This window comes from Mesorhizobium sp. M0030 (assembly GCF_040323695.1).
Classification (GTDB): domain Bacteria; phylum Pseudomonadota; class Alphaproteobacteria; order Rhizobiales; family Rhizobiaceae; genus Mesorhizobium.
Map to the genome: position 1 here is coordinate 672,286 of NZ_JAMYVE010000002.1, position 19,770 is coordinate 692,055.

Sequence of the window (19,770 nt, forward strand, 5' to 3'; positions counted from 1 at the left end):
GCAGGCCGCGACCGGGATTTGACGGATGCCGCTCTTGCCACGCCGGCAACCCCTGGGCCTGCCGGCAATGATCCCAGCCTCGCTGCCGACCGCCGGTGAGCCGGCGGAAATGACATTGCAGCGCGGCATCGACCTGCAACGGCGCAAGCGTTTTCGCGAGGCCGAGTTCTGCTACCAGACGGTGCTTCGCACGCAGCCCAAAAATGCCATGGCGCTGAACCTGATGGGCACGCTCGCCATCGAGGCCGAGCATCATGACGCCGCCATTGCCTATATGGAAAGGGCGGTCAAGCTCGAACCGGACAACGCCATCTTCCGCAACAATCTCGGCAATGCCTACAATGTCACCGGCAACGTCGACAAGGCGCGCAGACATCTGAGAAAGGCGATCGAGCTCGACGGAGGGCTCATCGAAGCGCTGTGCAATCTCGGCCGCTCCTACCGCAGCCAGCTCGAGGGCGACATTGCCGAAGGGTTCTATCGCCGGGCGCTGGCTATCGACGGCCAGTCGGTGATGGCACTTGCCGGTATGGGCGATTTGCTCACCGACATTGGCCGGCCGGCCGAGGCGGTCGAATGCTTCAGCAAGGCCCTTGCCATCGACCCGGGCCATGTCGAGGCGCTGGCTGGAATGGCGCTTGCGCGCCGGGCGGTCAAGGACGATCCGACGTTGCCTTTGGTGCTGAAACGCCTGGAATTGCCGACAACCACCGATCGCGAGCGGGTAGTGCTGCACCACGCCGCCGGCAAGATGCTCAATGATCAGCGCGAGTATAGCCCGGCCATCCGCCATTTCGCGAGGGCCAAGGCGATTTCCGGCAATGATTTCGACATCGACCGGCACACCCAGCTTTACGACAGCTTCATCGACACTTTCGACGCCGGCTTCTTCGAGGCGCGAGCCAATTTGGGAAATCCATCCAGACGCCCGGTCTTCATCGTCGGCATGCCACGGTCGGGAACGACGCTGACCGAGCAGATATGCGCCAGTCATCGCGATATCCATGGCGCCGGGGAGTTGTCGACCATTCGTTCACTTGCCGGCGAACTTGGGTTCGACAAGCTCGACCCAGCCATTTTCACCAAGGCCATGGCGGCGCTCACTGCAGCCAAGGCCAAGGAGCTTGGATCGAAATATCTCGACGATCTCAAAAAGCGCAACAACACGGTGCGGCTTGTCGTCGACAAGATGCCGCACAATTTCGAGCTGCTGGCCTTCATCAGCCTGATCTTGCCGAATGCCCGCATCATCCATTGCCGGCGTGACCCGATGGACAATTGCGCGTCCTGTTTCATGCATAATTTTTCCGAGGCGCACGGCTATAATGCCGATCTGACCAAGCTTGGGCAGTATTACCGGCAGTATGACCGCCTGATGCGCCATTGGGCCAAGGTCATCCCGCTGGATATCCACGACATGCCCTACGAAGAAACGGTCGCCGATTTCGAAAATCGCGCCCGCGGATTGATCGGATTCCTCGGCATCGAGTGGGACGATGCCTGCCTGCGTTTCAACGAGACCGAGCGCACCGTGCGGACGCCGAGCCGCTGGCAGGTGCGCCAGCCGATCTATTCATCCTCGGTCGAGCGCTGGAAGCTGTATGGCGACGCGCTGGATCCGCTGAAGGCGGCGCTGGGTCCGGTTTATCCGTCCTGATTTCAGTTGGCCCGAACAACCTCGCGCTCGACGCGCGCTGGCGTAGATTAGACCTGAGTTGCATCGTGCTTTGGGGCCAAATGAAAGCCGAATGCTTTCATGACCGCCAGTGTGGTTTCTAGCGTAGGATTACCGTTTTCGCTGAGCGAGGTATAAAGATGCTCGCGAGCCAAGCCGGTCTTTCTGGCAATGTTGCTCATCCCCTTGGCGCGGGCAACGACACCGAGGGCGGACGCGACGAATTTGGCGTCTCCGGTTTCCATTGCCTCTGCCAGAAACGCCTCGATTGCCGTATCGGAATCGAGCATTTCGGCGGGATCGAAATCATAGATTTTTCCAATTCGTCAATGTCGAAATAGGGCGAGCCTCCAAAACGAAAAGCCTCACCCCATCCGCCCACGCGCTTCCACCTTCAGCGTTTCCAGCACCTTGTCACCGTCGATCAGATGCACCTGGTCGAACAGGTTGGTCACCACGCAGCAATGATCAGGCACCACGCGAACGCGTTCGCCGATGCGCAGGCTCGCGCCATTCGCAAGCGTGACCGTGCCATGTTCCTCGCTCAAGCTGGTGACGCGGGCGCCGGGCATGCCGAGCAGCTCGCCAAAATCGGCGAGCCCCAGCGTGTCGCTGGACAGCGCCTTGCTGCCGCTGTCGAGGATGGCGCGGGCCGGCGTCGGATGGCTGACCACGGTGGCGAGCACCGTCAGCGCACAATCGTCGAGCGTGCCGACGCCTTTGGCGACCTGGTAGCGGTCGAGATAGATGTAGGTGCCGGGGCGGTATTCGGTGACCACGCTGTCCTCGCCGGAGCGCCACATATCCGGCGTGCCGCCGCTGGAGATGCGTTCACAGGCGAGATCCGACGCCGCAAGGGCCTGCTTGGCGCCGGCCAGCCAGGATTCGGCCTCGGCGGCGCGGCCTGCCGCGGGGTAGGTCATCAGTCCGCCGAAGGTGAGCCCCTTGGCCTGGTCGATGATTTTCGCCAAGGCCAACGCCTCGGCGGCGCTCTGCACACCGCAGCGGCCCATGCCGGTGTCGCATTCGACCAGCACGGGCAGGGGCCGCCCGGCATCGATGAAAGTAGCGGCGAGCCCCTCCAGCGTTTCGCGGCTGTCGGCCGTCACTGACAGCGTCACACGACCATGCAGGGCCTTGAGCCGCTCCAGCTTGGCGCGGCCAAGGATGTTGTAGGGCAGGAAAATATCGGTCAGCCCGGCATCGGCCATCACTTCGGCCTCGCCGATCTTCTGGCAGGTGATGCCGACCGCGCCGGCCGCCATCTGCTTCTTCGCCCAATAAGGCAGCTTGTGCGTCTTGATGTGCGGCCTGAGTTTCAGCCCGTGGCGGTCGGCATGCGCCTGCGCTCGTGTGATGTTGGCTTCGGCGCGGGCTGCGTCGATGAGGATCGCCGGCGTGTCGAGGTCGTCTATGCCTTGCATGAAATATCACCCTGGGAAATCTGGCTGACTTATGGCCCCGATCCGCACGGATGTCATGGGGCCAGCACGCAGTTTGCGTCGACACCGCAGCGCTGTTCGGCTATGCGCTTCAGATAACTCCAGGGAACGCGACGCGAAGGGATCACGATCATGAAACGCTCCACCGTCAACGACATCATCCGCGATGCAGACGCCTTCATCCGCTCGTTCGGCTACATCATGCCGCCCTTCGCCTACTGGAGCCCGGAAGAGATGAAGGCGCGCAAGGCCGACTCCGCCGCCATTTTCACCTCGCGGCTCGGTTGGGACATCACCGATTACGGCCAGGAAAAATTCGACGAACTCGGCCTGTTCCTGTTCACCGTTCGCAACGGCGTCTATGCCGACATGAAGAAGGGCATGGGCATGCTTTATGCCGAGAAGATCATGATCTCGCGCAAGGATCAGCTGTCGCCGATGCACCGCCACAACATCAAGGCCGAGGACATCATCAACCGCGGCGGCGGTAAGCTCGTGCTGGAACTGTTCATGCACGATCGCGACGGCGGCATCGATCCGAAGGCCGAAGTGACGGTGCCGGTCGACGGCACCATCCACAGGCTGCCGGCAGGCGGGCTCCTGAAGCTCGACCCGGGCCAGAGCGTGACGCTGCTGCCCGGCGTCTGGCACGCCTTCTGGGCCGAGGGCAAGGATGTGCTGATCGGTGAGGTCTCGACCGTCAATGACGATCTCACCGACAACGTCTTCCGCGAGCCGATCGGCCGCTTCTCCAACATCGACGAGGATGTCGCGCCGGTGCACCTTTTGGTGTCCGACTATGAGAAGTGGGTGGGGTAGGCGATGCCTAATCGCCCCAATTCACCTGCTGAAAGAACGTCCAGATGCTGATCGTGCTGTCATCCCGATCGCTCGTGCTGTGCAGCGTCAGGACAATATCCACGGTGGGCGGCGCCTTGATCAAGACTGTGATCAGGCGCGCGCTGCCGTCAGGCACGATACCTATGCCTGAGGTCATTTCCCAATTTCCGTCGGCTTGCTGAAGTCGGGAAGAAGTATCTCCGAATTGCTCCCTCATCGATGCATCGTTTGGAAACGGTTCGTCGGTGAGTTCTGCAAATTCCTTCCAGGATCCGGAGACTGCCGCCTGAATGGCGCGTTCTATTCTGGCTTTTTCCGCTTCGCTAACTTGAGCCGGCATCCCGAACTCCGATCTACCGCTGGTACTTATCCGCCTTACGCGTCCCCAGCAAAAGCTTGCGCTCAAGCTGTGCCCGCAGCTCGCCATAATAGGCGGTGAGGAAGGCCCTGGAATCGACCGGCTCGATCGTCATGCCGATCTTGCGCCCGATCGTTTCGGCCACGGCTTTCAGCGCGAAATAGTCGTCGCGGCGCAGCACCTCTTCCAGCTTGTGCAGTTCGGCGATGCCATAGGCATCGAGCTGCGCCTGGGTGAAGCGGAAGGCGCGGGTGGTGGTATCCTGGCGTTGCGACAGGTCTTCGACCAGCGCCAGCTTGGGCGCCTCCACCACCCAGGTTCCGGCCAGCAGGTCGCCGATGCGCATGCGGTCGCGGTTGAACAGCGGGAAGAGCGCAAACAGCAGCGTCCACACCAGCCCGAAGATCGTCGACAGCGTGTCGGCGAGCCCCATCTGGCTGCGGCCTAGGATGATCGACAGCGGCAGGAAGATCTCGATCTCGCGCATCAGGTTGCGGGCAATGACCTGATCGACTGACAGGCCGGCGCCGCTGCGCGATGCCACCCGGATGCCGAGCATCCGTTTGCCGGGTGTGGCGGCGCGGCGGCCGGCTTCGAAGACGATGAAGTAGGCGTTGCGCAGGAAGAAGATCAGGATGATCCAGACGATGAACAGCGGCTGCGCGCCTTCGCCTTTGAGGCCGGCCAGCCCGAACAGTGCAACGATCGAGATCACGATCGCCGTGACGATGATGATGACAAAGTCGAGCAGGAAGGCGGCGGCGCGAGTGCCGGCATCGACGAGCTTGATCCGGAGATCGACGCCTTCGGGCGTGATCAGCGGCCGTATCGTCGAGACGGCGGCGCGCCTAACGGTCGCCATGCCGCACCACCCTGAACAAATAGAAATAACAGAGCCACAGCGTCAGCATGCCGCCGCCAATGGCATAGCGTGTGACGTCGCTGGTGATCACCTGCCTGCCGATGCCTTCGAGCAGGCCGGCGAACAAAAGCATGATCGTCACCCCGACCATGGTGGTTGCCGCCACGCGCCCGGCATCGGCTGCGGCCGTCATCCGCGTCAGTTCACCGGGGAAGGCGATACGCGTGCCGATACGCATGCCAGCGGCGCCCGCCAAGGCGATCGCGAACATCTCGGTGGTGCCGTGGATGGACAGCCATCCGCCCAGCTCGATGCCAAGCCCCTTGGCGACATAGATTTGGAACATCGCGCCGAGCAGGCAGCCATTCATCAGGATCAGGAGCACGCTCGGCACCGCGAAGGCAAAGCCGAGCGCGAAGGCCAGGATCGCCACCTGGACATTGTGCGTGAACAGATAGGCGGCGAAGCCCGACAGGAAATTGCTGTCGGCGCCGTCATAAAGCACCTGCCGCAGCACTTCCGCCGATGCATCCGGGTTGCGCCCGCCGGCCAGGCTCGGCGGAATGATGGCGTCGAACCAGCCCTTGTCCTTCGCCACCAGCCAGTAGCCGGCGCCGAGACCGACAAAGGTCAGGACGACCGACAGCAAGGTCTCGCGCCACAAATCGCGAATGGCATGCGGCCAGTCATGCAGGAAGAAATCGCCGATGCGCTGCCGCAACCCTCGGCGTGCGCCATAGAGGTAGAAATAGCCGCGCAGGCACAGCGCCTCGAGATAGCCGACCAAGGCATTGTCGAGCGAGGTCGCCCGCGCCACCGAGAGCGAGGACAGCGCCGAGCGGTAGAGCAGCGGCAGCGACAGCAACTCGTCTTCCGAGAGCGTGCGCGGCGCGCGTTTCTCGACCCGGGCGAGCAGCGCCTCGAACGCCTTCCAGTCGGCCTCGCGCTCCGAACGGAAGCTCGCCAGCGACTGGCGCACGGCATCCTTGCCGACCAGCGCGTTCACAACAGATCCTCCCGCTTGAACTCGAGATAGCGCTCGACCAGCGCCGGTCCGAGCCTCTGGTGGTCGGCTTCGATGACGTGCGCGCCGAGCAGCCTGAGCCTGCCGATGACGACCTGCCTTTCGCGCAGCAGCCCGCCGGCGACGACGGAGCGCGCCACATCCTCCGGCGTGTCCGGCGGCATGTCGGCCAGTGTCTCCAGCTCGACATCCTTCATCATCATGAACAGCACCAGATGCCGTTCGGTGAGCCGGCCTACGGTGCGCAGCATCAGTTCGGCGCTGATCGGATCGACAAAATCGGTGAAGATGATCACCAGCGAGCGCCGGTCGAGCCGCGCCGCCAGCGTCGTCAGCGCCAGGGTGAAATTGGTCTCTTCGGTAGAATAGTCGATCTCCGCCGCCCGCTTCTGGATCATGGCGAAGCTGGCCGAGCCGCGCACGGCGCCGCTGGAAACGCGCGGTCGCGCGTCGAAGCCGAACAGGCTGACCATGTCGCCGCCCTTCAGCGCAATGAACGCCGACAGCAAAGCGGCGGTGACGGCGCGGTCGACCTTCGGCACGCCGTCGACGGGCTCGCACATCAAGCGGCCGCTATCGATGGCCAGCACGATGTTGTTGTTCTCCTCGATGCGGAATTCGCGCGCCAGAAGCCTGCCGTGGCGGGCGCTGCGCTTCCAGTCGATCATGCGCCGGCCCATGCCGGGCTGGTAATCCTTGAGCGCCTCGAATTCGCGGCCCTGGCCGGCTCGGCGCTGCGCATGGCCGTCGGGCAGCGCCTGTCGCTGCAAAAGCGTGATCGCCTCGTCGCGGGCGCTGCTGACGTCGGGCAGCACCGCCACCTTGCTGTCCATCGGCAGCACGACCTGGTTCCAGACCAGCCCGAACGGCCCGCGCCAGCGCACCCACAGGCGGTCGAACCTGGCCATGCCGCGCCGCAGCGCCTGGAATTTGAGGTCGAGCGATGCGCTGCCGGCCTCAGCAGTCAATGCCCCGCCGGTGCCGCCCAGCGGCTCTAGCCGCGCATCATGGCCGAGACGCGCCTGCACCGCGCGCGGACGCCCGCCAAGCCTGGCCGTGACGTGGACGGTGAACTGGCTGCCGACGCTGACCTGCGGCGGTGCATGGATGCTGGCGTTCAGAGAAGCCCGACCGCGCCCGGCGGCCGCGTCCACGGCCAGGAAAGCAAGCAGCACGCAAATCCACAAAAGACCGAGATACCACAGAGACGGCAGCGCGAGCGCGATCAGGAAGGCCGGTATTGCACCGGCCGCACCTGCCCAGACTGCCCGGCCGCTCGGATAGATCAACGTGGCGCTTCCGTCTGGTCGACGAGGTCGGTGACGATCTGCTCGACCAGGCGGCCGTCGATCTGCGCCGCAGGCGACAGGATCACCCGGTGGCGCAGCGCCGGCACGGCAAGCGCCTTGACGTCGTCGGGGATGACATAGGCGCGTCCGTCGAGCGCCGCCCGGGCGCGCGCGGCTCTCGCCAGCATGGCGCCCGCGCGCGGGCTGGCGCCGACTTCCAGATCGGGGCTTTCGCGCGTAGCCCGCACCAGCCTTGCGATATAGTCGACGACATCGTCGACCAGCGTGACCTCGCCGACGGTCGCCAGCGCCTTTTCCAGCGTCTTGCGGTCGGCCTGGGCGGTGATGCCGTACTGCTTGATGTCGTGCGAGGCGGTGCCGCCGCCATGGTGGATGATGATCGCCTTTTCCTCTTCCGCGCCGGGGTAGCTCACCCGGTGCTTGAACAGGAAACGGTCGAGCTGCGCCTCGGGCAGAGGATAGACGCCCTGATGTTCGATAGGGTTCTGCGTCGCCACCACCATGAAGTTCGGGCCGAGCGCATGAGTGGTGCCGTCGAAGGTGACGGCATGCTCCTGCATCGCCTCCAAAAGGGCAGCCTGGGTCTTGGGCGGCGTGCGGTTGATCTCGTCGGCGAGCAAAAGGTCGCAGAAGATCGGGCCGCGCGTCAGCGTGAATTGCCCGGTCTGGAAATTGTAGATGTTGGAACCGACGATATCGCCGGGCATCAGGTCGGGTGTGAACTGGATGCGGCCATAGGCGACGCCCAGCGCCTGGGCAAAGCAGCGCGCCGTCATCGTCTTGGCCGTGCCCGGCGGTCCTTCGAGCAATATATGCCCGCCGGCGAACAATGCCGTGAGCATCAGATCGACCGTATCGTGTTGCCCGGTGATGGCCTTGGCCACCTCTTCCCTGATCTGTGTCGCCAGGGCCTTCACATCATCGACGTTCACCGAGCCTCCTTGCCGTCCAGTCGTGCAGCTTTTCGGCTGCATCATGCATTTGTGTCAGGGTCTTTGCCGCGTTCGCAGCTTGCAGGCGGGTCGTGAAACCGCCGGCTTCGTCCTTGTCGCGGGAATCGAGCCAGCGGTCGAGCGCTTCGCCCTGCAAACCGTGCGGCGCGCCGAGCAGCGCGCCGGCGCGCACGCGTGCCAGTGCTCCATAGCGGTCGCCCAGTTCCTCCAGCCGGCCGGCGCGGCGCAACAGCATCGCCGTGGTGTCGACCAGCGCGCGTTTGCCGAAGGCGATGGCGCGCTGATCGGCCCGTGGCGGCCCGAACCGGCCAAGACCATGCAGGAAGGCAAGTGCCGCGGCCGCCAGGATGGTCAGCGTCAGCGCCAGGAAAGGCGGTTCGACCAGAAGCTTGGCGAGGTCGTATTTTCGCCCCGCGCCATGCAGCGTCAGGTCGAACATGACGGCACGCTCTTCGGGCTGCAGGAGCTCGATCAGCTTGAGCGCCGCCGCCGCCTTGTCGGGATCTTTCAAGCCAGCGTTATTGATGAGATCGGGGTCCGTCAGAATGTAGAACCGCTCGTCTTCGATCTCGGTCAGCACGGCCTTGCCGTTGCCGGCGGCAATCAGCGGGTGTTCGTCGGCCACCCATTGCAACTGGCCGGGAACGCTGACCATTTGCCCTGAGACGTCGAGTTGCTTGACCGTGGTCTCACCTTCGCCGAGCTTGGCCTTGGCGATGCGGCCGAGCCAGTCGTTGACCACCACATCCGGCAGCCGCTGGATCTTCATCTCCCAGCCTTCGTGCAAGGCCAGCGGCAAGGTCGCCCATTTGGGCAGCACGAACAGCGTATCCAGGCCCTTGCGAAGCTTGATGATGTTGGCAAGCGCATCCGGGTCGCTGTCGGGCGAAATGGTGACGATCAGGAGGTTCGTGTCGATCTGAAGATCGCTGTCGGACCGCGCCATGTCGGGCGCTTCGCCGGTCAGCTCCAGCCATTCCGCCAAGCCGGCATAGCCGATGCCGCTCTTCGACAGCGGGGTTGCGCCACCGACGCTCGGCTGGCGAAAGTCGGGCGCATAGGTGGACAACAGGAAGAAGCCTGCGGCCGCGAGCAGGCTGGCGAAAATGCCCCAGAACAGCGTCCTGCGGCTGAACGGCTCCTGCTGGGCGATGTCGGCTGTCGCGTCACTCACGTCCAGGCATCCCTGAAGACGAATCGCTCATAGGCGCTGCGCGCCTCCTGCCAGCCCTCGGGCCCGACCGGCCGGCGCGCGAACAACGCCGCCTCGACGATGCGCGCGATCTGGGTAAAGGCGCCACGCGCCCGCGTTGGCAGCGACGCCGCTCCCGCGATATCGCGCGCGGTCAGCGACGGGCGCAGGAAGTCGGGCAGGCGGCCGGCAATGTCGGCAACGCTGCGGCGCAGCAGGAGATGCACCGCCTCGTCATACTCGCCCCGGGCGGCCAGCGCATCGGCTTCCGACAACAGGATCTGCGCGGCGCCAACGTCGGGGTGCCATATCGCTTCCGCCTCGGTCACGCTCTTTTTGCGCCACCAGGGCAGGCGCCAGGCGACGCCTTTCACTTCAAGGGCAATCAGCAGCAGAATGATCGCGGCACCTGTGATCACCGCGCCCCAGAACAGGTAGATCATGTACGGGCCGAGCGATTTCAGGAACTCGCCCAGCGGTCTCAGCCACTCGGGTGTCTCGGGTGGTCTGTAGGCCGGCAGGTCGAACTGGATCGAATCGTCCGACAGCAACTGCTTGTGCAGTTTGGCCAGCCATTCGGCTTGCGCAGCGTCCGGCTGTGCAGCAGTCACCTTCTCGCCCCCCTGCAACCTGCGGTTCGCGAGCCGACACTGGCAATGCAGCGTAACTTTTGCAAGTGGGCTAGACGCCAGTCGTTAATCTTGGCAAATTTACTACTGCGGCTGCCGGACAATATTCGGCGGTGGAACAGGGGGCGCATCATGACTTCGGAAACATTTGCACGGCCTGAGAAATTTCAGATCGGCAGGGTCTTCAACAACAGCTTCTCCGTCATCGGCCGCAACGTCATACTTTTCGTGGGGCTTTCGGTGCTGTTTGCGGGGGTGCCGGCAGTTATTCTTCGGCTATGGACCGAATCGCGCATGCAGGCGCTCCTGACGGCCAATCCCGGCGCTGCGGCCGACCCCGCCCTGGTGTTTAGCAACATTTGGGTGACGCTCCCGGCCAGTTTCATTGCCTCCCTTTTCGTACTGGTGCTGCAGTCGGCGCTCGTGCGAGCCACAATCGAGGATTTGAACGGCAAGCGGCCGACCTTGGGCGATTGCCTGCAGATAGCCATCCGATATTTTCTGCCGACATTGGCGATCGGCCTGCTCGTCGGCCTGGGCGCAGGCCTAGCCGCGCTTGCGTTGCTGGTGCCCGGCATCATCTTGTGGCTGGGCTGGTCGGTTGCGATACCGGTTCAGATCCAGGAGCGGCTCGGCGTGTTCGGCTCGATGTCGCGCAGCCGCGCCCTGACCAAGGGCAGCCGCTGGTCGCTCTTCGGCTTGTTCCTTGTCCTGATCATCATCGGCATGGTCATCCAGGGCGCGGTGGGCGTGTTTGTCTACCTGTTTCACGACATTGTCGCTACTGTCGTGGCGGCACTGGTGCAGAGCGTGATGTCGATGTTGCTGTCGGTCGCCGCCGCGGTCAGCTATGTCGAGCTGCGCCAGGTCAAGGAAGGCACCAGCGTCGACGAACTGGCCGAGATCTTCTCGTAAGCCGACGGGTTTGCACCGCCTTGACCCGGTCAGGTCAAGGCGGGTGCCAGGGCAGGAGGCATCGTGACGTCACTGGCGCAGGACCGACCGGAAAAATTCCGCATCGGCAGGGTTTTCAGCAACAGCTTCGCGGTCATCGGCCGCAATCTGGGTTTCCTTGCTGTGGTCGTCGGACTTTTCTCAACCCTGCCCGCACTGCTGTACAACCTCTGGAACCTGTCCCGGGTCGCTACATTGGTGAACGTCGACAGCGCCGGGAACGCCGCCGCTTTCGAAACGTCGGCCATGGGAGACTACTCGGGCTTATCGATAGTCGCTTCCTTGATCATTTTCGTTCTGGCCTTGCTGGTGCAAGCGGCGCTTGTCAGGGCGGCAATCGAGGATTTGAACGGCAAGCGGCCGGTCATCGGCGACTGCATCCAGATAGCATTGCGCAGCTTCTTGCCCACGCTGGGCATAGGCATTCTGATCATTGTCACTCTGGTGGTGGCTGTTTTTGTGATGGTTTTCATCGCCTGGGTCATTCCCCCTATCGGGTGGCTGATCGGGCTTGCCCTGGCGTTTATTCCCGCTTTCATGTGGCTGATTTCCGTATCGGTTTCCGTGCCCATTGCGGTTCAGGAGCGGCTTGGCGTGTTCGGCTCGATATCGCGCAGCCGTGCCCTGACCAAAGGCAGCCGCTGGTCGATATTCTGGCTGCTGCTGATCATTGGCGTGGCGGCGATGCTCATCCAGGCGGTGTTCTCGTTGTTTTTCGGACTGGCGCTCGCCACCGCCGGCGGCGTCACCGGTGTCGGTGTCCTGGTCGGAGCGATTGGCAGCACTCTGGTGTCGACGATCTTTTCGACGATGCTGTCGGTGACCATTGCCGTCACCTATGTCGAACTGCGCCAGGTCAAGGAAGGCACCAGCGTCGACGAACTGGCGCAGATTTTTTCGTAACGGCACATCGACCGGGGTAGGGCAATCGTGACGTCGATGACGCCGGAGCAGCCAGGCAAATTTCGCATCGGCAGGGTTCTCCGCGATACGTTCGCGATTATCCGGCGCAATCCGGTGCTGTGCTTGGGAGTGGCGTTGTTCGTATACGCCTTGCCGGAGTTTGGATTTTCCTACTGGTTCTGGGTATCCGTTGGGTCGGTAGAGCCCGAATACTCGATGCGACGGTTGACGATCACGGCAATCTTCATGTTGGGCTTTTTTGTGCTGGGGGCTTTCATGCAGGCGGCATTGACGCGAGCGGCCCTGATAGATCTGCGCGGCGAACGGCCGTCGGCACGCGATTGCATCAGAACAGCCTGTGCGCTTCTGCTACCGGCAAGCGCCGCCTCGATCCTGATCACATTCGCCTTCTGGCTGGGCCTGGTACTCATCATCGTTCCCGGACTGTTGCTGCTGGCGCGCTGGTCGGTCACGACGCCGGTAATTGTCGGTGAAGGGCGTGGCGTGTTCGCCAGCATGCAACGCAGCCGCGACCTGACCAAAGGCAGCCGCTGGCCGTTGCTGTGCATCTGGCTTGTCGTGCTCGTGCCTTCAATCACCGTGGATATTTGGGCGAACGCCTTCTTTTTCTCATTTGGTCTGACACTGGGCTTTTTGCTCAACGCCCTGGTCGATACAGCCCAAGGCTTGGTGGTATCGATCGCCATCGTCGTCATGTATGTGGAGTTGCGACAGCTCAAGGAAGGCACCAGCATCGACGATCTGGCTGAGATTTTCTCGTGAGCGAACGTCGCCGATTTCGGTCGGTTGGCTGCCCTCTCAACGACAGCAGCTACGGTCCGCCTGCGGTCTCGTCCGGCACAGGCATGACGACGTGATCGCCACATTAGCCTTGGCCAGTGCTACGTCGAGCTTCTCCTGCACCCCCGGCAGTTCCACGCTCTCGCCGCGCCGCTTCAGACATTCCACCAACCCGTGCAGCGACCAGACATTGTCGGGGTGCTGGGCGCAGCGCTGGACCTTGCCGCTCAGGCCGAGGTCGTCGCGATAGACCTGCTCGGCCTCGTCAGTGTGGCCCTGGTCGAGGACCAGTGCCGCCAGCGCATGGCGCGGCGGTGCATCCAGGCCCAGGGCTCGGTGTAGGACAGATTGTCGTCGAGTTCGACGGATTGGCGCAGATGGGCGTAAGAGTCGTCATGCTGCCCCTGGTGGTAGGCCAACTCGCCATCGAGCAAGGCGGCGCCGACGGCTAGCGAGGCCCGTGCCGGGTTGCTGAGGAAGCGCCGCTCGGGCGCAATGCTCTCGACATGCCTGCGGAAATTTTCGCGCTCACGCTCGGCTGCCGCGAATTGCTTGAGCGTCGCATGGGCGACGCCCTTGGCGTAGTGCTGCATGGCGGCGGCCAGCACATAAAGTGCCGGCTCGTCCACCATCGGCTCATCGATGATCTCCTGCCAGCGGCCGAAGCGCACCTGCACATGCGATTTTATCGCATGATAGCCCTCCACTGTTTGCGTCAGCTTTGGCCGGTCCTGGATGGCGACCACGTCGCGCGTGACCAGGCTGCGCACCTTGTCAGCCGCCCACAGTGCCGGCTGGTACTGGCCAAGGAACATGCAGGTGAACATCATCAGATGCAAATCGTGGCAGCAGCCGAGCAGATAGTAGGTCGTCTCACCGGCATAGGCGAGGTAGAGGTCGTTGGCGCGCACCGCCTTTTCGCTGGCCAGCTTTGCCTTCTCGTACTCGCCGCACAGCACATGGATATGGCCCGGCATATGGTTCATGTGGCCGGCATCGGGGCACATGGTGCCGAGCCGGTCCGCCGAGCGCATGCCGCGTTCCGGCTGCGTCGACATCTCGAGCAGATGGATATGCAGGTGCAGGATCGCCGGATGCGGCGCAGTGCCGGCTTCGTCCGACAGCCGGATCGATCGCTCGCAGACCTCCAGCGCCTCCAGCACATCTAGTTCGGCGCCGGCTTGCCGGTTTTCAAATCCCACAGCCGCCGCACGGTGCGCATCATCAGCGCCTCGACGGTGAGAGCCATCACGTCATGGTCGTCGGGAAAGTCACAATAGACCTACCGCATCGCGGCGGCAGCGTAAGCATTGTCCCATTGTTCGAATTCCGCCGGCGTCACGCCATGCGGCTGCTGGAAGCGTGCGGCCAGCGCCTCGATCAGCCGCTGCTCGACGGGGCTTGCGCCCGCAGAACCAGCCCGCGCAAGCTGGACATGATCAAAGCAGCGTCGCGCGGCGCGGTTAGCCTCGTCCTTGCCGTGCTCCTTCCAGGTGAGGTTGTAAAAAGGCTCGGCGGCATAGGCGATGCCCCAATACACGAAGGCGCAATCAGGATCGGTCTCCAGCGCCTTTTCGAAGCACTTTATGCCTTCCTCATGGTTGAAGCCGTAGCACCAGTTCAGCCCGATATCGAACCAGCGCTGTGTTTCATCCGAAGAGGTGGAGATGGGGCGGCGGTAGGTGCCGAGGTCGAAATGATCCATGCGTACATTTCTCACACATTGAAGTGCCATGGGACTAGCTGATGCTGGATATCACCGACGAGTCGCCGATAGGTGCAACACGTCGAAGTGTGTATAACCTCAGGCGGAATGCCGAGCCGCCAACGACAGCGCTGCAGAATCGTGCTAGAAACCTTGCTTAATGTTCTCTATATGTTCTCATTCGTTCTGACCTTGGGGCATCTAAGCGAATGATCACTTTTCTTGAAAGCAGCGTATTTGAATCTCCCGCGCAGACGCTGGTGAACACCGTCAACACGGTGGGTGTCATGGGTAAGGGAATCGCCAGGGAGTTCAAAAGCAGGTACCCGCGAATGTTTCGGGAGTATCGCGATCTTTGCGAGGCGCGCGCCCTTCGGATTGGCAATCTCCATCTGTGGCGATCCGACACGCGGTGGGTGTTGAATTTTCCAACTAAAACCACTTGGAAACTGCCATCGAAGATAGAGTACATCGAGCACGGTCTGCAGAAGTTCGTCGCGGCTTATAAGGACTTAGGGATCACCTCGGTTTCTTTTCCGCCTCTGGGATGCGGCAACGGCAACTTGAATTGGGAAGACGTTCGTCCTTTGATGGAACGCTATCTGGCTCGAGTAAGTATCCCCGTTTACATCCACGACATACAGGTTCCTTCGGATTTTGTAGCAGAGCACAAAGAGCGAGTAAGAATCCCGGAAGATTTTGCGGAGTTCTCTGAGGATCTTAGGAAGCTTGCCAAAGGTCACGTGTTCGCAACTTCCAAAGAGTCTCAATTCACGGTGCAGATGCAAACAGACAACTCTCTTGTTGTGGAGCATCAGTCGGGGAAGAAAGAGCGAATTGATGGGGAGTTGCTCCAAGCCTCATGGGTCAGGCTGCGAGAGAGGATACTCTCAATAGATAGTTTCTCAGACGCAAAATCACAGCGCCTAAAGAGTTACCTTTTTCCGATCCTGTCCGAGCTTCCTTATATCTGTTCGGTGAAGTCTCGAACAGGTGCTTCAACCGCATCTCGGGCAGAAGCGCTTTTCTTAGATCGCGATCAATACACTCCCTACACTGTGGCGAAACCGACGCAAGGATGGCTATTTCAATAGCGAGGGCCGATCAGCATATCGCGACCTGGGGACCTCGCCTTGATCGTTTTGCATCAAGGACGGGTTGGGGTCGGTCTCTCTATCACGCATGCCAAATCGAAGTTGCCGCAGAAATCTTGCGTGGTGGCGAGATTATATGCCGCAATGGAGTGCCCGCTTTGCTATGTGACGTCGCCAATCAGGGTGCTTTGAACAACAATCCAGCCGCTCATAACTATGTACGGTTATATTTCAGGCCCAAGAACAGATTCCATTTAAAGACCGAAGTTATAAAGGCTCGGAGTGACCCCAATAGGGCGGATCCTCATATGTGCATTCCTGTGATGTTAGTGTTTGACCTAAAATCGGTGCTCACCCTAGCGTCTAGCCGTTTTGTTGCCGGAAACTTTGCTAATTCTAATCAGATACCGAGAGACGGAGACAATCAATTTGACCAACTCAAATTTGAACATATATATCATGACTCAGCAGTCTCTCAGGACGAAATGCAACACATTCACAATATGAGAATGTCTGAGGTTGTCGTCCCCCAAAGACTGAGTCTCGCAACCCTGAATTACGTTGTGTGCAGGACGATCCATGAAGAGCGCTATCTGAAGCGGCTGCTTGGACCGGGAGCATGGAATTACAATTTCGCGGTAGAGAAAGGCGGATCAGTCTTTTTTCGTCGTGGTATGTTTATCAGTGAATTGTATACCGAAAACGGGGAATTGCATTTCGAGTTCAGATCACCTGTTTCTGCATCGAAACCCCAGTATGAGGTCAAGGTGACCTGCGGCGATCAGCATTTCCGATATGAGATAGCTCCAAGCAGATGGCGCCTTCCGGCCATCGTAAATCCGAACCCCAATGCCATCTGGAAGATCGAGATAGAAGGGTGCACAGCATACGAAGGAGTAGTTCCAGCTGCTGGGCCAGTCGTCGCCTAGCTCTAATTCTGTCTTATCTACCCCGACCGGGCGACACCAATTGAATCAGCCCTCCAGCCACACCTTCTCAAAATGCTGTTCCAGCGACTGGTGCTGTTCGCAGCCTTGCACGCCTTTGCGATAGGTGCGGTAGACCGAGCGCCAGTAGGGCTGGATGATGATGCCGGCATCGCGCAGATTCTGTTCGATCTTGGCCATGATCTCCTTGCGCTGGGCAGCATCCGGCGTTGCCAGCGCCTTGTCGAGGAGTTCGTCGAACTCTTTGTTGGCGTAAGCGCTTTCGTTCCAGGCGGCGCCCGATTTATAGGCGAGCGCCAGCACCTGGACGCCGAGCGGGCGGCCCAGCCATTCGGTGGTGGAGAAGGGGTATTTGCTCCAGTCGTTCCAGAAGGTCGCCGCCGGCAGCACGGTGCGCTTGATCTTCAGGCCGGCCTCGCGCATCTGCGCGGCGATCGCGTCGCCGGTGCTCTTTTGCCATTCGATGTCGACCGAGATCAGCTCGAATTCGTGGTCCGTCTTGCCGGCCTCGGCGAGCAGTTTCTTCGCCTGATCCATATCTCGCTTGGCCGGACCGATATCGGCAAACTCAGGATGCATCGGACCGACATGGTGGTTGTCGGCGGGCTTGCCGCGACCGCCGAGGCCCAGCGCCAGCACGGCGGAATTGTCGACGGCAAGCTGGGCGGCGCGGCGCACCTTGACGTCGTCATAGGGCGCGTTGCCGACATTGAAACGGGCAACGATGGTCGATCCGGTGGCGATCTCGGAATTCAGCAAGCCCATCTGCTCGGTCTGCGACACGGCGTCGGAGGCGGTCTCGTGGTCGGTGTCGATCTCGCCGGATTCGAACGCCGACAGCATCGCGTTGGGGTCGGAGCCGTAATCGACCCATTTGATGCCGTCGAGGTAGAAGTCGCCCTTCCACCAGGGCTTGTCCTTGCGCTTCACCTCCGCACTGGTCTCGGCATTCCAGCTGACCAGTTCGCAAGGGCCGGTGGTGATTGCGAGCGCCTTCATCGGATCGTCGCCGCCCTCATAGGAGCGGTGCATGATCAGCGCGGGATAGTCGGCCATCCCTGCGATCAGCGAAATGTCGGGTTTCGGCAGATTGAGCTTTACGGTGAAATCGTCGACCTTCTCGATGCCGCCATCGACCGGCTTCTTGGTGTCGGCATTGACCAGCGCGCCCATGCGCGCGGCGACCGAATTGCCGGGGACGGAAGCGTCGCACCAGCGGTTGAGATTGTGGATGACGTCATCGGCGTTGAAGACGTCGCCATTCGACCAGGCGATGCCCTTGCGCACATGCAGCGTCAGCGTCCTGGCGTCGTCGCTGGTTTCCCAGCTTTCGAGCAGCCACGGCTCGAAGGTGAAGTCGCGGTTCCAGCGCACCAGATATTCGTTGCAGTGGCGCGCCACATTGGACATCTCGACACCGTCGAAGGTGCGCGGATCCTTGAAACCCTTGACGTTCATGGCGACGCGCAAGGTGCCGCCGCGCTTCGGCTCCTCTGCCCGGGCGGGCGACGCGCTGAGGCCGCCCAATGCCAGTGCTCCGGCCGCGCTGACGCCGAAGCCGGCCATGATGGCGAGATATTCGCGCCGGTTGACGCCGCCCTTTGTGAAATCTTGGGCGACGGGTTTGGCCTGCGGGTGCAAATTGCGGTCGGTCAGCATGAATTTCATCGTCGTTCCCTCTTTTGTTGGGCGCCCCGACGGTCCGCCTCCGCTGGGGCGGATGCGATCATCGGGCGCCGTTGCCTGAGCAGGTGATGATAAAGCGGGCCGACCCCGGGAAATGTTCTCTTTTCCGCAATTCTTGTGCGCCACTCCGCAGTGGGAGTGCAGACAATCTCCCCCTTGTGGGCGCGGCAATCGCATATGGATTTCGGCGCTTTGCGCTCCACGAATACCCCCACCCTTAATCCCTCCCCACAAGGGGGAGGGAGACTCGGCAGCGCTGAACTCGGCAGATTGGCCACGTTGAGCGCCGCAATATAGCGGGCGGCAGCGTTCCCTCCCTTGTGGGGAGGACTAGGGTGGGGTCCTCTTCGCAAAAATCTCATATGCGATTGCCTGCCCATGAGGGGGAGATCAGCGCTTCGCCGCCTCAATATGGCCAGTCGTTCTTGCCGAGCACGGCACGGCGGCGATGGCTGCAAGCGTGCACACGAACGCCTCGCCGGCGCGCGGAACATTTTTGCGGGCGCGCAGAAAACTGTGCACGAGGCGGTTCTCCTCATACCACCAGGCGCGGCCGCCTGCCGCAACGATGCGGTCGCGATAGGTCTCGCCGTCCGATGACAGCGGATCGCATTGGGCCGTGATGATGACAGTCGGCGGCAGGCCGGAGAAGTCATTGTCGCTCAGCGGCGAAAAAGTCGGGTCGTCGGGCGACTGTGCCGGGGCAGCGCGAATGGTGCGGTAGAACGCGATGTCGCGCAGTGTCAACAGCGGTGCCTCGGCATGTTCGACATAGGAGCCGGCACTCTCGTCGCCGCCAAGGCCGGGATAGATCAGCACCTGGCCGACCGCCCGGCGCAGGTGGCGGCGCGAGGCGTGCGCGACCGCGGCGGCAAGGTTGCCGCCGGCGCTTTCGCCGACAAGCACGATCGGCAGGTCCGTTGTCACCGCCGCCCATTCGAACACGGTCAGCGCGTCGTCGAAGGCGGCCGGGTGCGGATGCTCCGGCGCCAACCGGTAGTCGGCCGAGACGACGTCGAAACCGGTGCCGGCGCAGATTTCGGCGCAGATGTCGTCATGGCTGTCGAGCCCGCCAAGCACAAAGCCGCCGCCATGATAGTAGAGGATGACGGCGCGCACGGGCTTGCCCGCCATCCGGTAGTAGCGAATCGGGATGGCGTGCCCTGCATCGGCGGCGATGATGCCGCCGCTGGCCGAAACCCCTTTGGGATAACCCTGATGGAAGGCGCGGCACATCGCATCATAGACCGACCTTTGCTCGGCGATCGGAAGTTCGGCGATTTCTGGCGGGAACCAGTCATTGACCAGGTCGATATACTCCCACAGCGCCGGATCGAGCAGGGTGGCGTATTTCCCCCGCCTGGCGGTCTTGAGCTTGTGGACCGTGCCCATCTC

17 protein-coding genes and 2 pseudogenes are annotated in these 19,770 nt (G+C 62.0%); 7 read left to right on the plus strand and 12 right to left on the minus strand.

Annotated features, from left to right (window positions below; translation table 11 throughout):
* Positions 1 to 25 precede the first annotated feature (25 nt).
* Complete coding sequence (locus NKJ80_RS07225; RefSeq protein WP_352497319.1) at positions 26 to 1,657, plus strand: tetratricopeptide repeat-containing sulfotransferase family protein; 1,632 nt, start codon at positions 26 to 28, stop codon at positions 1,655 to 1,657.
* Between the two features lie 47 nt (positions 1,658 to 1,704).
* Here the strand turns inward: NKJ80_RS07225 and NKJ80_RS07230 are convergent, their stop codons facing one another.
* Entirely contained in the window at positions 1,705 to 1,998 is a 294-nt protein-coding gene (locus tag NKJ80_RS07230; protein ID WP_352497346.1) for an addiction module antidote protein, read from the minus strand.
* A 42-nt stretch (positions 1,999 to 2,040) separates the two neighbouring features.
* On the minus strand, positions 2,041 to 3,099 hold the full coding sequence (locus tag NKJ80_RS07235) for a D-TA family PLP-dependent enzyme (protein WP_352497320.1): 1,059 nt from the start codon (positions 3,097 to 3,099) through the stop codon (positions 2,041 to 2,043).
* Positions 3,100 to 3,249: 150 nt separating this feature from the next.
* Between NKJ80_RS07235 and NKJ80_RS07240 the strand changes: the two genes are divergently transcribed.
* A complete protein-coding gene (locus NKJ80_RS07240; protein ID WP_023694398.1) occupies positions 3,250 to 3,936 on the plus strand; it encodes a D-lyxose/D-mannose family sugar isomerase in 687 nt (228 codons plus the stop codon).
* 7 nt (positions 3,937 to 3,943) lie between these two features.
* Here the strand turns inward: NKJ80_RS07240 and NKJ80_RS07245 are convergent, their stop codons facing one another.
* The 7 genes from NKJ80_RS07245 to NKJ80_RS07275 are packed head-to-tail and all read right to left on the minus strand — an operon-like array spanning position 3,944 to position 10,267.
* Positions 3,944 to 4,297, minus strand: a complete 354-nt coding sequence (locus NKJ80_RS07245) for a hypothetical protein (protein ID WP_023702292.1) — start codon at positions 4,295 to 4,297, stop codon at positions 3,944 to 3,946.
* Positions 4,298 to 4,310: 13 nt separating this feature from the next.
* On the minus strand, positions 4,311 to 5,177 hold the full coding sequence (locus NKJ80_RS07250) for an RDD family protein (RefSeq protein ID WP_352497321.1): 867 nt from the start codon (positions 5,175 to 5,177) through the stop codon (positions 4,311 to 4,313).
* Positions 5,164 to 6,183: a stage II sporulation protein M gene (locus tag NKJ80_RS07255; RefSeq protein ID WP_023715249.1), complete on the minus strand. Its 1,020-nt coding sequence runs from the start codon at positions 6,181 to 6,183 to the stop codon at positions 5,164 to 5,166. Before NKJ80_RS07255 ends, NKJ80_RS07250 begins: the two co-directional genes overlap by 14 nt.
* A complete protein-coding gene (locus NKJ80_RS07260) occupies positions 6,180 to 7,490 on the minus strand; it encodes a DUF58 domain-containing protein (protein WP_023753709.1) in 1,311 nt (436 codons plus the stop codon). The genes NKJ80_RS07255 and NKJ80_RS07260 overlap by 4 nt, the downstream gene beginning before the upstream one ends.
* Positions 7,487 to 8,443, minus strand: coding sequence for an AAA family ATPase (locus tag NKJ80_RS07265; RefSeq protein ID WP_023805069.1), 957 nt, complete (start codon positions 8,441 to 8,443; stop codon positions 7,487 to 7,489). Before NKJ80_RS07265 ends, NKJ80_RS07260 begins: the two co-directional genes overlap by 4 nt.
* The gene (locus NKJ80_RS07270; RefSeq protein ID WP_023736408.1) at positions 8,430 to 9,638 is read right to left on the minus strand and encodes a hypothetical protein; all 1,209 of its coding nucleotides are present in this window, start codon (positions 9,636 to 9,638) and stop codon (positions 8,430 to 8,432) included. The genes NKJ80_RS07265 and NKJ80_RS07270 overlap by 14 nt, the downstream gene beginning before the upstream one ends.
* A complete protein-coding gene (locus tag NKJ80_RS07275) occupies positions 9,635 to 10,267 on the minus strand; it encodes a DUF4129 domain-containing protein (RefSeq protein WP_352497322.1) in 633 nt (210 codons plus the stop codon). Before NKJ80_RS07275 ends, NKJ80_RS07270 begins: the two co-directional genes overlap by 4 nt.
* A 45-nt stretch (positions 10,268 to 10,312) precedes the next feature.
* On the opposite strand from NKJ80_RS07275, the gene NKJ80_RS07280 reads away from it, so the two are divergent.
* From NKJ80_RS07280 to NKJ80_RS07290, 3 genes are all read left to right on the plus strand, one after another.
* Complete coding sequence (locus NKJ80_RS07280) at positions 10,313 to 11,200, plus strand: hypothetical protein (protein ID WP_352497323.1); 888 nt, start codon at positions 10,313 to 10,315, stop codon at positions 11,198 to 11,200.
* A 63-nt stretch (positions 11,201 to 11,263) separates the two neighbouring features.
* The gene (locus NKJ80_RS07285) at positions 11,264 to 12,142 is read left to right on the plus strand and encodes a hypothetical protein (protein ID WP_023715255.1); all 879 of its coding nucleotides are present in this window, start codon (positions 11,264 to 11,266) and stop codon (positions 12,140 to 12,142) included.
* 27 nt (positions 12,143 to 12,169) lie between these two features.
* The gene (locus NKJ80_RS07290; RefSeq protein WP_352497324.1) at positions 12,170 to 12,925 is read left to right on the plus strand and encodes a hypothetical protein; all 756 of its coding nucleotides are present in this window, start codon (positions 12,170 to 12,172) and stop codon (positions 12,923 to 12,925) included.
* A gap of 36 nt (positions 12,926 to 12,961) precedes the next feature.
* Here the strand turns inward: NKJ80_RS07290 and NKJ80_RS07295 are convergent.
* A pseudogene (locus NKJ80_RS07295) lies at positions 12,962 to 14,648 on the minus strand (hypothetical protein).
* 209 nt (positions 14,649 to 14,857) lie between these two features.
* On the opposite strand from NKJ80_RS07295, the gene NKJ80_RS07300 reads away from it, so the two are divergent.
* Entirely contained in the window at positions 14,858 to 15,742 is an 885-nt protein-coding gene (locus tag NKJ80_RS07300) for a macro domain-containing protein (protein ID WP_023702282.1), read from the plus strand.
* Positions 15,727 to 16,671 (plus strand): DarT ssDNA thymidine ADP-ribosyltransferase family protein, encoded by a 945-nt coding sequence (locus NKJ80_RS07305; protein ID WP_352497325.1) that lies wholly within the window; start codon positions 15,727 to 15,729, stop codon positions 16,669 to 16,671. Before NKJ80_RS07300 ends, NKJ80_RS07305 begins: the two co-directional genes overlap by 16 nt.
* 45 nt (positions 16,672 to 16,716) lie before the next feature.
* On the opposite strand, the gene NKJ80_RS07310 is transcribed toward NKJ80_RS07305, so the two are convergent.
* Both NKJ80_RS07310 and NKJ80_RS07315 read right to left on the minus strand, forming a co-directional pair.
* On the minus strand, positions 16,717 to 18,357 hold the full coding sequence (locus NKJ80_RS07310) for an ABC transporter substrate-binding protein (RefSeq protein ID WP_023753702.1): 1,641 nt from the start codon (positions 18,355 to 18,357) through the stop codon (positions 16,717 to 16,719).
* Positions 18,358 to 18,781: 424 nt separating this feature from the next.
* A pseudogene (locus tag NKJ80_RS07315) lies at positions 18,782 to 19,767 on the minus strand (alpha/beta hydrolase).
* Positions 19,768 to 19,770: the final 3 nt, after the last annotated feature.

Coding starts and splice junctions, on each gene's coding strand:
- NKJ80_RS07305 (WP_352497325.1), top strand. CDS start 15,727: ATGGCTATTTCAATAGCGAGGGCCGATCAGCATATCGCGACCTGGGGA.
- NKJ80_RS07235 (WP_352497320.1), bottom strand. CDS start 3,099: ATGCAAGGCATAGACGACCTCGACACGCCGGCGATCCTCATCGACGCA.
- NKJ80_RS07280 (WP_352497323.1), top strand. CDS start 10,313: ATGCAGCGTAACTTTTGCAAGTGGGCTAGACGCCAGTCGTTAATCTTG.
- NKJ80_RS07245 (WP_023702292.1), bottom strand. CDS start 4,297: ATGCCGGCTCAAGTTAGCGAAGCGGAAAAAGCCAGAATAGAACGCGCC.
- NKJ80_RS07310 (WP_023753702.1), bottom strand. CDS start 18,357: ATGAAATTCATGCTGACCGACCGCAATTTGCACCCGCAGGCCAAACCC.
- NKJ80_RS07240 (WP_023694398.1), top strand. CDS start 3,250: ATGAAACGCTCCACCGTCAACGACATCATCCGCGATGCAGACGCCTTC.
- NKJ80_RS07250 (WP_352497321.1), bottom strand. CDS start 5,177: ATGGCGACCGTTAGGCGCGCCGCCGTCTCGACGATACGGCCGCTGATC.
- NKJ80_RS07300 (WP_023702282.1), top strand. CDS start 14,858: ATGATCACTTTTCTTGAAAGCAGCGTATTTGAATCTCCCGCGCAGACG.
- NKJ80_RS07225 (WP_352497319.1), top strand. CDS start 26: ATGCCGCTCTTGCCACGCCGGCAACCCCTGGGCCTGCCGGCAATGATC.